The 13,064-nt window shown below is 69.2% G+C and carries 6 protein-coding genes and 3 pseudogenes; 7 read left to right on the top strand and 2 right to left on the bottom strand.

What is annotated here, in order from left to right:
* Together B7L92_RS42795 and B7L92_RS28255 are read left to right on the top strand one after the other, a co-directional pair.
* Positions 1–117, top strand: a pseudogene (locus B7L92_RS42795) (alpha/beta fold hydrolase); the annotation flags it as partial.
* Between the two features lie 434 nt (positions 118–551).
* The gene (locus B7L92_RS28255; RefSeq protein ID WP_255311175.1) at positions 552–1,358 is read left to right on the top strand and encodes a DUF1963 domain-containing protein; all 807 of its coding nucleotides are present in this window, start codon (positions 552–554) and stop codon (positions 1,356–1,358) included.
* Between the two features lie 334 nt (positions 1,359–1,692).
* On the opposite strand, the gene B7L92_RS28250 is transcribed toward B7L92_RS28255, so the two are convergent.
* A complete protein-coding gene (locus B7L92_RS28250; RefSeq protein WP_081240207.1) occupies positions 1,693–2,571 on the bottom strand; it encodes an alpha/beta fold hydrolase in 879 nt (292 codons plus the stop codon).
* A gap of 137 nt (positions 2,572–2,708) precedes the next feature.
* On the opposite strand from B7L92_RS28250, the gene B7L92_RS28245 reads away from it, so the two are divergent.
* Positions 2,709–4,646: an AfsR/SARP family transcriptional regulator gene (locus tag B7L92_RS28245; protein ID WP_107501628.1), complete on the top strand. Its 1,938-nt coding sequence runs from the start codon at positions 2,709–2,711 to the stop codon at positions 4,644–4,646.
* 614 nt (positions 4,647–5,260) lie between these two features.
* On the opposite strand, the pseudogene B7L92_RS28235 reads toward B7L92_RS28245, so the two are convergent.
* Positions 5,261–6,505, bottom strand: a pseudogene (locus B7L92_RS28235) (IS3 family transposase).
* Between the two features lie 32 nt (positions 6,506–6,537).
* Here B7L92_RS28235 and B7L92_RS40745 point away from each other — a divergent pair.
* The 4 genes and pseudogenes from B7L92_RS40745 to B7L92_RS28220 form a co-directional block, all read left to right on the top strand.
* Complete coding sequence (locus B7L92_RS40745; RefSeq protein ID WP_159461066.1) at positions 6,538–6,684, top strand: hypothetical protein; 147 nt, start codon at positions 6,538–6,540, stop codon at positions 6,682–6,684.
* Between the two features lie 551 nt (positions 6,685–7,235).
* Positions 7,236–7,667 (top strand): annotated as a pseudogene (locus B7L92_RS28230) (IS110 family transposase); the annotation flags it as partial.
* A gap of 193 nt (positions 7,668–7,860) precedes the next feature.
* Positions 7,861–12,558, top strand: coding sequence for an RHS repeat-associated core domain-containing protein (locus B7L92_RS28225; RefSeq protein WP_255311172.1), 4,698 nt, complete (start codon positions 7,861–7,863; stop codon positions 12,556–12,558).
* The coding region (locus B7L92_RS28220) for an SMI1/KNR4 family protein (RefSeq protein WP_255311171.1) at positions 12,555–13,064 on the top strand (510 nt) is incomplete at its 3' end. The genes B7L92_RS28225 and B7L92_RS28220, both read left to right, overlap by 4 nt.

Raw genomic sequence — 13,064 nt, 5'->3', positions numbered from 1 at the left:
CTCCCCGCCCTGTCCGCCTCCCACCTCCTGGACGGCTGCGGCCACTGGATCCAGCAGGAACGCCCCGACGAGGTCAACCGCCTGCTGACCGACTGGCTCGCCACCCTCCACGACTGAACCAGGCAATCCAGGCGTAGCAGTCCGCGCACTGGCGCGGTGCCCGAGGCGGCAGCGGCGCCGGAGCCGTGATGTAGGGAGTGCGGGTCGGCTGGTCAGAGCTGGAGAACCGCATGGGCTTGTCAGCCTCGTCAAGGAGCCCGGCCCGCAGCAGGACCAGGCGGGTGGTCAGCGTACGGGTTGGAGGCACGGGCAGCGAATCGCTCGGCGGCCTCCAGCCGGATCCGCTCGCGAAACGCCTGCCGTTCGGGCGTCGGCCCACCACCTTGCGGATATTTCACAACCGGCATACCGCGCCGATCACACATCGTCAGCCCCTGCCGACATCACGCTTCAAAGGCCAGTCGCGCCAAATTGCTTTGCGTTTTAGCGAGTTCGGTCCTGCCGCTGCCCGCCCATGAGCCCGTTAGGGTGGCCCGGTGACCGACGCGAGCATGGACAGAGTGAACCGCTTCCGGGCCGAGGCGGCATCCCGGGGGCTGTCGGCGGAGGAGGTGGAGGAATGGATACGTGTCGCCCGTCCGGCGGTGTACTTGGCGGAGGGCGGTAACGGTCCCCTCGTGGCCCGGGCCGGCGGCGACCCCCTGCTGCCGCACGGCGCGCCGAGGCCGTCCGGTCCCTTCGTGGCCTCCGTCGACCTCGCGGCTCTCCCGCCGGGCGTCACCGGCCTCCCGCTCCCCGCCGACGGCCACCTGCTCCTCTTCTCCGGCACCGATGTGCATGGCATCGGTGGACAGGTGTCCGACGCGGTGCTGTACGTCCCCGCCGGGACCCCGACAACCCTGAGCCCCCTCGCACACAGCTGGCGCGAGCCGTACCGGCCGCGTGAGCTCCGCACGGTCTGGCACCAGTCGAGCGCGCAGATGCCGGAGAGCTTCGCCCTTGACAGATGGGGCGGCTTCCCCGAGGACGAGCAGTTCGAACTCGCCGACGAACTCGGCGACGCCTGGGCAGACGCGGGCGGCTACCGCCCGTCCTGGGTCTTGCAGATCGGCGGCCATCCGCTCTCGCCCCAGAACGACCCCGTCCACTACGCCCGTGATCCCAAGGATGCCGGTCCCTCCGAGCAGGGCGGTGCGGCCCACGGAGAGGGCGCCGACGACTGGGCTCTCTTGGCCACCTGGAGGTGTGGCGACGACGTCACGGAACTGGACTCCGGCGTGGCCCACTGGGTGGTCCGCCGCCGGGACGTGGCGGCCCGGCGCTTCGACCGGGTCCACCGCTACGTCGAAATGGCCTGACAGCGCGGGCGGGGACGGTCGGCTCCCCGGCGCTCATCGGCCGCCCTCCCCGCCCACGCCCACCCGGTCCGTGTCGTCACCGTGACGATCGGTCTGTTCGGAACGGGTGCCGCCTCCCTCGCTGCGCCGGCCTACCCCGCCCGCGGAGCGGGAAGGGATACGGTCGTACACCCGTGGGGCGCTGCCGCGCCCTGCTGAGCGTCGCTTGGTGTTCCCCGGGCCGCGGCAGCGGCCGTAGGGAGGCGGTCTGGTCAGCGGTCGCCGGATCGCGGGGTCGGCCCAGCGCCGGGAACGCGGGGCTCACCCGCCGCCTCCCGTGGCCCGGGTGGAGGGCTCAGCGGAGCAGCAGGTCGCGGATCGCCTCCGTGATCTCGTCGGGCGCCTCCTCGGCCATGAAGTGCCCCGCGCCGGTCAGCCGGTGGTCCAGGTCCGGCGCCCACGCGTGCCAGACCGCTGCGGCGTCGTAGCCCAGTCGCGCGCCCCAGTCCTGCTGGACGACCGTCACTGGCATGGCCAGCTGGGAACCGGCGTCCTGGTCCGCCTGGTCGTGTGTGACGTCGATGCCCGCCGAGGCCCGGTAGTCCGCGACGATCGACGGCACGGCCGCGGCGCTCGCCCGCAGGTACGCGGCCCGGACCGGTTCCGGCATGGCGGCCGGGTCCCTGGCCCAGGCGTCGAGGAAGGAGCCGAAGTAGGCGTCGGCGCTGTTGGCGATCATCGTCTCCGGCAGGCCCGGCGGCTGCGCCATGAGGAACAGGTGGTAGCCGACCGCCGCCGGGACACCGTGCAGGACGTTCCACATGTCCAGGGTCGGCACGACGTCGAGGATGCCCAGGTGTGTGAGGGTCTCGGGATGGTCCAGTCCCGCCCGGAAGGCGACCAGGGCGCCCCGGTCGTGGCCGACCAGGGCGAAGCGCTCATGGCCGAGCGCCGCCGCCAGGGCGACGACATCGGCGGCCATGGTGCGCTTGGAGTACACCTCAGGGCCGGTGGCCACCGGCTTGTCGCTGGCGCCGTAGCCGCGCAGGTCGGGACAGATCACCGTGTGCTCGCCGGCGAGCCGCTCGGCGACGTGCCGCCACATCAGGTGGGTCTGGGGGAAGCCGTGCAGCAGCACGACCGGGCTGCCGCTGCCGCCGACGGCGGCGGCCAGCTCCACTCCGTCTGCGCCGGGCAGACGGACGTGGTCGAAGCCGGGGATGGTGAGCGTCATGAAAGGCCCCTTCCTGAGGTCGGGGGACCGGCGAAAGCCTTGGTCCGAGGACTGACGGGATCAGCGTGGGCGACGGCGATCAGCAGCCGATCAGTACGCTTCGTCGTCGCGGACCCGCGGCACGGAAGATGGAGGGCATGCGAATCGACGTACTCGGTGCCGTGCGGGCCCTCCGCGACGACGGCACCCCGGTCGACCTGGGCGGACCCCGCCACCGCGAGGTGCTCGCCCGGCTCGTCGCCGCCGGGGGACGGATGGTCCCCACCGACATCCTCGTGGACGACCTGTGGGCCGAGCCGCCGGTGCGCGCCGTGGGTGCGTTGCGTACGTTCGTCGCCGCGCTGCGCCGCGCCGTCGAACCCGGCCGGCCGCCCCGCACCCCGCCGCGTGTCCTCGTCACGGAAGGCCCCGGCTACGCGCTGCGCCTGCCGCGCGACACCGTGGACGTCCACCGGTTCGAGGACGCCCTGGCCCGCGCCCGGCGTACACCCGATGCGCTGACCGACCTCGACGCGGCCCTCGCGGCCTGGCGCGGCCCCGCCTACGCCGACGTGACCGGCTCCGCGTGGGCCCAGCGCGAACGGACCCGGCTGGAGGAGCTGAGGCTGGAGGGGGTGGAACTGCGCGCCCGCCTCCTCCTCGACTCCGGTTCGGGAGCCGAGCTGGTCGCCGAACTGGGCGCCCACGTCACCGAACACCCCTGGCGTGAGCCGGCCTGGGGGCTGCTGGCCCGCGCACTGCACCGGGCAGGCCGTCAGGCGGACGCACTGGCCACCCTGCGCCGCGCCCGCACGATGCTCGCAGACCAGCTCGGGCTCGACCCCGGTGCCGACCTGCGGCGTTTGGAGACGGACATTCTCCGCGGAGCTACGACGCTCCAGCCCCCGCGTACCGTGTGGACCGCAGGCGTACGACTCGGACCGCGCACCACCGTGGAACTGGCGCGCACCCTGGCCCTGGCGGGTGGTGACGCCCTCATCCACTCGCGGCGCGACCGCCTCGCCGCCGTCCAGGCGGCGGAGCGCACCGGAGACATCACCCTGACCGCCCGCGTCATCGGCGCCTACGACGTGCCCGCCCTCTGGAGCCGGGCCGACGATCCCGCTCAGTCCCGTGCCGTCGTCGCGGCGGCCGAGCGTACGCTCACCGCACTCGGCACCGACGGCCCCGCCGAACTGCGCGCCCGCCTGCTGGCCACCGTCGCGGTCGAGAGCCGCAGCGCCGACCTGTCCGCCATCGAACGGAGGCGCGCCGGGCAGGCGGCGCGCGAGGCCGAGGCGCTGGCCCGGGAGCTGGGCGATCCCGCCCTGCTGCTGTTCGCCCTCAACGGCGTGTTCCTCCAGTCCTTCACCCGGCCCGGGCTCGCGGCGGCACGGGACGTGATCGGCTCCGAGATCCTCGACCTGGCCACCCGGCACGAGCTGCCGGACTTCGTCGTGCTCGGTCGGCTCATCCGTCTGCAATCCGCCTCCGCTCTCGGCGACCTTGACGCCGCGACCGCACACGCCGAGGCCGCCGAGCAGCTCGCCGTCAGCACCGAGGCCTCTCTTGTCCCCGTACTCACCGGCTGGTTCCGAGCCCGGGTCACGGCCGCCCGCAGCACCGCACTGGGCGGGCCGACCGCCGCCACGGCCGCGGCGCACTACCGCGCCGCCGAGGACGCCCTCGCCGAAACAGCGGGCATGCCGGGGCTGCACCGGGGCCTGTTCGCCCTCGCCCTCCTGGGCCTACGTCTCCTGCACAGCCGTCCCGCACCCACCGATCCCACTCTCGACTGGGGCCCGTACCGCCCCTGGACGCACCCCTTGGTGCTGCTCGCCCGCAACCGGGCCGAGGAGGCCCGTACCGCCCTGACCATGACGCCCGAACCACCCCTTGATCACATGCAGGAGGCACTCTGGTGCCTGACCGCCCACGCCGCCGCCCGCCTCGGCGAGCGCCCGGTCGCCGCCCGCGCGGCAACGGCCCTGCGCGCCGCCCGCACCGAACACGCGGGCGGGGCGAGCGGGATGCTGACGCTGGGGCCGGTGGCGCGGTACCTGGCGGAGGCGGAGGCATGCGCCGACAAGAGATGACCGACATCGTCCGCGGTGCCTCTCCCCCCACCTGCCCGTCCCATCTTGGCCGGGCAACGGGGCCCCGGACCGGCCCAGCCATATGTGCCAAAGTGAGGTCACGGGCCGTTCCGATCGATGACGAGCTGAGGTCGGCGCTTCGGTACGCCGACTTGGCGTCCTGGTCCGCCAGGGCAGCCGCTGTCTGGCCGGCGCAGCGGACATTAACGCCGGCGACGTACCCGGCCAGGCGGCGCTCGCGGCGCGGCTCCGGCAGGAATGGCCGAAGCTCGACATCCTGCGACCAATGCCGCCGACGTCATCCCTCCCGATCGAGGTATGGACTGAGGAGGCGTTCGACAGGTTCCTCGCGACCAATTTCAAGTCGCCGTTCCTCCTGATCAGGGAGTCGTTGTTGCCCGCAGAGTCGGGCACGGCCAGCAGCATCCCGTCCAGAGCCAGCACCCGCAGCCCTCGGAACAGCTCGCCGTCCGCGCTGAGCGGCCGGGCCACGGACCGGAACAGTTCCCGCATCACCGACCAGCCGAGCCGCTGCCGGGCCCTGGTCAGCGACGACTTGTTCACCCCGGACCAGGACCGCAGTGAGGTTGATCCTCGGGGGTGGACACCGGGTTTCACGCGACGAGTGACAGCGTACGTGACGTGATCAGTTGCTGTTCATAATCGGCTGGCGCGAGGTAGCCGAGGGCGGAGTGGCGGCGGCGCCGGTTGTAGTACGACAGCCACCTGAACAGCTCCAGCCGTGTCTGCGCCTTTGAGGTCCAGCGCCTTCCGTGCAGCAACTCGCGCTTGAGGCCCTGGAAGAACGATTCGGCGAGGGCGTTGTCATAGCTTGAGCCGACGCGGCCCATGCTGCGGCGGATGCCGTGCCGGCGGCAGACCTCGGCGAAGGCGGCCGATCCATATTGCGCGCCCCTGTCCGTGTGAAAGACGACGCCGTGGACGTGACCGCCGCGGGCAGCCACGGCCATCTCGATCGCGTCGGTGATCAGCGAGGTGCGCATGTGGTCCGCGATCGACCAGCCGATCACGCGCCGCGAGCAGATGTCGATGACCGTGGCGAGATACAGCCAGGTCGAGCCGACGGCGACGTACGTTATGTCGCCGCACCATTTGGTGTTGAGCATGTCCGCCGTGAAGTCCCGCATCACCAGGTCCGGCACAGGCGGGGCCGTCTTGTCCTGAATGGTCGTGCGCTTCTTGCGCCGCAGGTGCCGTCCGACGATGCGGTTGATCCTCATCAGTCTGCTCACGCGCTTGCGGTTGATCTTTCTCCCGCGGGAGCGGAGTTCGGCATGGACGCGCGGGGCACCATAGGCGCCTTGGTGGTCGGCATGGATCTGCCGGATCTCCGACACCGTCCGCTCTTCCTCGACGGCTCGTTCGGCGCGGGCGTCTGCAGTGGCCCGGTGCTGGTAGTAGCCGGAGCGGGAGATGCCCAGGACCCGGCAGATCCGCTTCACGCCGAAGTCGGCGCGATTCTCGGAGATGAAGTCCCAGCGGCGGGGGCTCACTTCACCTCCCGGGCGAAATAGGCGGCTGCCCGGCGCAGGATCTCGCGCTCCAGCTGCCACTCCTTCTCCGCCTTCAGCAGCCGGGCGTTCTCCGCCCGCAACCGGGCCAGTTCCTCAGCCGGACTCCCCGGCCTCGCGGCGCTCGGACACTGCCTGGGACTCGTTTTCCTTGCGGACCCACGTTCGCAGCGACTCGGCGGTGATGCCGAGGTCCGCCGACACCGCCGCGTATGTGCGCTTGCCACCCCCGGCACGGTAGAGCGCGACCGCGTCCTTCCTGAACTCCTCCGGATACGGAGACTTGCGTCCCACCTGGACATCCCTCCCTGGACCATCAAGATCCATTGTCAGGGTGTCCACTCCAAAGGATCAGCCTCATGGAACGGCTCACCCGCAGCGTCGGCCACCGGGCCGCCCACACCGCCGAAGCCGACGACCTGTCCCCCGAGACGGTCGGGAAAGCCCTCGGCATCAGCGCCGACGCCGCCCACTCCCGCCTGGCGCACTACCAACTGCGCCACTGAAGCGCACCCCCGCCTGGGCACCGCTTCCCCGGTCGCCCGTACAAGCGGTCACGAGTGCCGTCTGCCCAGCGGTCAACTCCGGGTCCTCCAGGATCGTACGGAGGGCTGCAAGGTCGACCGCCCGGCGGGCCTTTACCGCGGACTGCTGCTCCCGTGTGAAAAGAAGCAGTTGGTCGGGCGTCGCGGCCTGCCGGGGCATGGCTGTGCCGTAGACGGGGGCGGCCGGTACGGCGCGCAGCCGGGCGGTGAGGACGGCGCGGTCGTAGCGCAGCGGCACGCACGGAGATGCCCTGCCCCGTTATCTTCTTCGCGGTCCTGCAAGAGGGCCGCTGGCCTCCGGGCCCGGCATGACTGTTGCCCTCTGTCGACGGGATGACCTGGGGGTGGGGTCACCGGGTCCGCGGGGTGCCGTCACAGACGCTGATCAGAGGTCCGACCGCCGCCCGGCCCGGCGCAAGGCCCGGCCGCTTGCGGGCGGCAGGTCTGTATAACGTGGATGCGCGCGAACGGTCCCGCTGCCGAGGTCGGCACGCATCGACGCATGTGGGGGCATGGTGATCGACATCGACGGGGTGGGCGTCTTCCTGGGCCTGGACGTCGGCGAGAGCACGCACCACGGCCACGGGCTGACCCCGGCCGGGAAGAAGGTCTTCGACAAACCGCTGCCGAACGGCGAACCGCAACTGAGAGCCGTCTTCGACAAGCTCAAGGCCAGGTTCGGCACCGTCCTGGTGATCGTGGACCAACCGGCGTCCATCGGCGCCCTCCCGCTGACCGTCGCCTGCGACGCAGGCTGCCAGGTCGCCTACCTGCCCGGCCCGGCCATGCGCAGGATCGTCGACCTCTACCCCGGCCAGGCCAAGACCGACTCCCGCGACGCGGCCGTGATCGCGGACGCCGCCCGCACCCTGCCCCACACCCTGCGCACCCTCGACCTCGCCGACGAAGCCACCGCAGAACTGGCCATGCTGGTCGGCTGGGAAGCCTGATCACCCCGGTCAAAAGACTGCAGGAACTGGGCGGGTTGAGGGAGCCTCAGGTGTTCGCTGAGTTGCAGCGGCGATCGAGAAGTGTCTGATCTGGTGTTGGCATGGCATTCTGTGGATCTTGTTTTACGGATGGTGCTGTGACCGGGGGTAGGGCGTGGGATACACGGTTCCTGAGGGCGTCGACACGATGCTGGACATCGTCGGTGTGGGGTGGCCGAATGTCGACGAGGACGCCTACCGTGATATGGCGGACGCGCTAAGAGAGTTCGCCGATGATGCTGAGGATGACGGTCACGCGGCTCACCAGTACATCCAGAGGCTGCTCTCCACCGGGCGAGGCGAGTCACTGACCGCGCTGGACAAGCACTGGTCCAAGGTTCAGCGTAAGCACAAGGATTTGGCCAAGGCGGCCCGGATCATTGCGGGTGCACTCGACAGGGTCGCGGACATCATTGTTGCGCGGAAGATCGCCGCTGTCGGTGAGCTCGCTGATCTTTGCGCGACCGTAGGGGTCACCTTGGCGTTCGCTCCTGTCACCGCCGGCCTGTCGACGCTGCTGGCCGGGGCGAAGATCGCAGCGACGCGGATCGCGTTCAAACGGATCTTGAAGGAGATGGCGGAGGATGCGGTTGCCGAGATCGTTGCAACGCTGACCCAGCCGGCGGTCGCCGCGATCGAGAACGTGGTAGCGGACCTGGCGATCCAGACCGCACTGAACGTCGCCGGTGTGCAAGACGGTTACAACACCGGCCAGACGGTGCAGGCGGGTAAGGACGGGTTGCAGTTGAACTCGGCCGGCGCTCCCGCTGGAGCCGGTGGCGGGCTGGGGATCGATATCGATCACGATGCGCACGGCAAAACTGGGCTGAATCTGGCGAATGTGCAGATCGCCATGCAAGGCAAGACCAAGGGAAAGCTCAGTAAGGCCAGGGGCGCCCACGGCCGGGCCAAGGGCAAGGACTCCCTTACCGCTGTCCTTGACAGCACCATCGATGGCGTGACCGAGAAGTTGAGCAAGGCCCTCGACGATCTTGGTGACCACGTCGGCAAGAAGCTTCCCGACGCCATCAAGGGAAGTTCTAAAGCTCACCGGGACACCGATCACGCGGTCCGGGACCGCGTCAGGAGCATTAAGGTCGGCGACCGCGAGGGCATGGATGGCCCTGGTGGGCGAGCGGGTGACTTGGGACCGGGCGGGGCCCGCAGAGGGGCCGGGGATGGCCGTCCCGGGCCGGACCGGCTGGACGAGGCCAAGAAGGATGCGCGCAGGAACGCGATTTCACTGAGGAAGACGACTTGTGCCACCGACCCGATTGATGTCGCAACGGGTGAGATGGTGCTGCCACAGACCGATCTGTCGCTTCCCGGTGTTCTGCCGCTTGTCTTGTGCCGTGTTCATCTGTCGGAGTACCGCTTTGGCCGGTGGTTCGGGCGAAGTTGGGCCTCGACGCTGGATGAGCGTATCGAGCTGGATACACGAGGGCTGATGCCTATCTGGGCGCGGGAGGACGGATCTGTACTGATCTATCCACGGCTCCCGGGTCCTGAGGACAGGGAGGGTGTCCTGCCGCTGGAAGGGCCGCGGCTGGCATTGATGTATACGGGCCGGGATAACGCGGTGACGACGTACCAGGTCTTCGACCCGGTTTCGGGGGTGACCCGGTTTTTCAGCGGTAGTCCTTACCACGAGTCCTCCGCCTACTGGTTGTCGGAGGTCCAGGACCGCAACCGCAACGGTGTCACGTTCATGCGCCGTGGTGATGGCGCCCCGGTCGCGGTGGTGCACAGCGGCGGCTACCGGGTTGCGGTGACCGTCGAGGGTGACCGCGTCAACGAGATCGCGCTGCGCACGCCCGAGGGGCGGGTCACGGTCAGACGCTTCGGTTATGACCCGGAGGGCAACCTGGAGGCGGTGGTCAACTCCTCCGGGCTACCGGTGCGGTACACCTACGACGCGGACGCGCGTATCACATCGTGGACCGACCGGAACGACTCGGCCTACCACTACGTCTACGACGATGCAGGGCGTGTGGTGCGCACGATCGGCCCTGAGGGGTTCTTGTCGTCGGCTTTCGTCTACGAGGCCGATAACGAGATCGGTGATCGGATCACCCGGTACACGGACTCGACCGGCGCCACCACCGTTTTCCATCTCAACAGCCGCCACCAGGTCGTGGCCGAGACCGACCCTCTGGGGCACACTACCCAGTACGCTTTCGATACTTACGACCGGATTTTGGCGGTTACCGATCCGCTCGGACATACGACGCGGCTCGAGCGGGACGATGCCGGCAGCGTTATCGCCATGACCGCGCCGGACGGGGAACGTACTACCGCGGTCTACAACGATCAGCGTCTACCGATCGAGATCGTCGAGCGCGGCGGCATGCGCTTCCGGTACGAGTACGACGCAGCGGGCAACCGCACTGCCGCCATCAGCTCTGTCGGCGAGCGGACGGAGTACGTGCCCGACAGCACAGGCGCCGTCAGCGAGATCCGTCCCACAGCAGACCGAATAGTCCGCATCACGAACAATGCGGCAGGGCTGCCGGTAACCGTTACGGCAGCCAACGGCACCGCCACCTGCGTCCGAGACGCGTTTGGCCGCATCACCGCTGTCACCGACGCGGAAGGCGGCACGCTTCGCCAGGGATGGACCGTCGACGGCCAGCTGTCCTGGCGTGAACTGCCGGACGGCAGCCGCGAGGAGTGGACCTGGGACGGTGAGGGCAACCTTCTGACCCACACCGACCGCATGGGCCGCACCACCACCCACAGCTATACCCACTTTGACCTGCCGGCCGACAGCCGCGGCGCCGAGGAGTCCGGCTACACCTTCGCCCACGACAGCGAGCTGCGTCTGACCAAGGTCACCGACACCCGCGGCCGGGAGTGGACCTACGACTACGACCGGGCCGGAAGACTCGTGCGGGAGACCGACTTCGACGGGCGCACCCTGACCTACCAGCACGATGCGGCCGGCCGCCTGATCAGGCGAATCAACGCGGCAGGACAGAGTCTTGCCTATACGCGTGACGTCTTGGGCCGGATCGTTCAGGTCTCCCACGGCGACAGCGCGGTTACGGCTTTCTCCTACGCACCCACGGGCCGCCTCCAGGAAGTAACCAATGCCGAGGCACGCGTCACGTTCGAGACCGATGGTGCCGGCCGAATCGTCGCCGAGACAGTCAACGGGCACACGTTCCGCTACGCCTACGACGCACAAGGCCGACGTACCTGGCGGCGTACCCCCTGCGGGGCCGAGAGCAGCCTTGAGTACGGGCCCGAAGGGCTCAGTGCCTGCATGCTCGGGGAGCACACGTTCCGTTTCGTGCGCGACAGGCTTGGCCGGGAGATATCCCGGACACTGGACGATTCGCTGACTATGCGGCAGGACTGGGACCCGGTGGGGCGGATCACCCGGCACCGCGTCAGCAGTCTTGATACGGAGATCCTCGAAAGAGTCTTCACGTATCAGCCCGACGGCGCCCCGGTCGGTATCAACGACAGCATCCTGGGCCGCCGCACCTTCACCCTCGACACAGCCGGCCGCATCACCGGCGTACAAGCTCGAGGCTGGAGCGAGCAGTACTCCTACAACACCGCAGGTGACCAGGCCCACGCCGGGCTTCCCACCTCGGCCCCCGGACAGGACAGCATCGGCGAGCGTCTCTACGACAGCACTCGCCTGGTCCGCTCGGGAAGGACCCGTTACACCTATGACGCACAGGGTCGGCTGACCGAGCGCAGCGTGCGGACCCTCAGCGGAAAGCTTTTGTCGTGGACCTTCCTGTGGGACGCCGAGGACCGTCTGATGCGGGTCCAAGCCCCTGACGGGACCATCTGGCGGTATCTCTACGACGGTCTCGGCCGCAGGATCGCAAAGATCCACCAGCATCCGAACGGGACCGTTATCGAACGCATCGAGTACGGCTGGGACGGAACTCAGCTGGCCGAGCAGCGGACCGGCGCCACCGTCCTGGTGTGGGACTATGCCGGCCTGTACCCGTTTGCCCAGCGCGAAACAAAGCACCAGGGCGACGACCAGCAGGACATCGACCGGCGCTTCTTCGCCATCGTCACCGACCTGACCGGCAGCCCGAACTACATGATCTCCCCCGGCGGCTCCGTAGCCTGGCGGGCACGTTCCACAGCCTGGGGCGCAACGCAGTGGAACAGCGACGCCACCGCGTACACGCCTTTGCGATACCCGGGGCAGTACTTCGATCCCGAGACCGGACTGCACTACAACGTCCACCGCTACTACGACCCGCAGACCGGCCGCTACATCAGCCCGGACCCGCTGGGCCTGGCACCGGCGGCGAACCACTACGCCTACGTGCCCAACCCGTTCACCATGGCGGACCCCCTGGGGCTGGCCGGCTGCTCCCCGGACCACACCTGGGGCGGCAAGGTCGTATTCGTCCAGGACGAGCACGGCCGGCCGAGCGAGATGCACGCCACGGTCACGCGCGACATGCTCAACGAGGGAACCGAAGCCAACAACTCGTTGAGACCGCCGGGCTTCGTCCACGGCACCGACCACAACCAGGCCCGCGGGCACATGCTGGCCCGCATGCTCGGCGGCACCGGGGACGACCTGGACAATCTCTTCACCCTCACGCAGAACCCGACCAACAGTCCCCATATGCGGGACCTGGAACAATCGATCTACGACGCCGTAGCCGGCGATCCCGCCAAAAACATCGCCGGCCAGATCGTTCAGTACAGCGTCTACCTCGAGTACACCGACGACAGAAAAGATTCCGTACCATCACGTATCTACATGCAGGCAGACGGCTCCAACGGCTTTCGCCTCGACACCGACTTCGCCAACCCTGACCACGCAGCACAGCAGAACCGACGCCGTCTGGGGATCCCTTGACCGACCTCACCGCCCTCACCCGGCTCTGCCCGCCCCCCGGCCAGGCCATGAGCATCCGCTGGGACACGGTCGAAGCCAACCTCGGCATGCCACTGCCACAGGACTACAAGCAGCTCGCCGACCGCTACGGGCCCGGAGCCTTCAACGACTACCTTCACCTCTTCCACCCGAACGGCGTGACCGAATTCGTCAACCTCACCGGCCCTATGCCCGGCCGGATCCGCGCACAGCTGCGCAAGGACCACGACCAGGGCACCCACCCCGTCCCCCACGATCCTGACCGGCTCTTCGCCTGCGGCTCCACCGACAACGGCGAGTACCTCTTCTGGATCACCGATCCCGCAACCGACCCCGACCGCTGGCACATCGCGGTCAACGAAGCCCGCGGCCCCCGCTGGTTCACCTACGACGGGACCCTCACCGCCTTCCTCGCCTCCGTCCTCAGCGGGCAGACCCAGGTCCCCCAGTTCCCCCACAGCCTCCTCGACGCACCTGCCCGCTTCACC

The sequence above is a fragment of the Streptomyces viridosporus genome (assembly GCF_002078235.1).
Lineage (GTDB): Bacteria > Actinomycetota > Actinomycetes > Streptomycetales > Streptomycetaceae > Streptomyces > Streptomyces viridosporus.
This window is presented reverse-complemented; position numbering and strand designations above follow the sequence as displayed.

Excerpts from the sequence above, each read along its gene's own strand:
- B7L92_RS28255 (WP_255311175.1), top strand. The coding sequence starts at position 552 with ATGGACAGAGTGAACCGCTTCCGGGCCGAGGCGGCATCCCGGGGGCTG.
- B7L92_RS28250 (WP_081240207.1), bottom strand. The coding sequence starts at position 2,571 with ATGACGCTCACCATCCCCGGCTTCGACCACGTCCGTCTGCCCGGCGCA.
- B7L92_RS28245 (WP_107501628.1), top strand. The coding sequence starts at position 2,709 with ATGCGAATCGACGTACTCGGTGCCGTGCGGGCCCTCCGCGACGACGGC.
- B7L92_RS40745 (WP_159461066.1), top strand. The coding sequence starts at position 6,538 with ATGGAACGGCTCACCCGCAGCGTCGGCCACCGGGCCGCCCACACCGCC.
- B7L92_RS28225 (WP_255311172.1), top strand. The coding sequence starts at position 7,861 with ATGCTGGACATCGTCGGTGTGGGGTGGCCGAATGTCGACGAGGACGCC.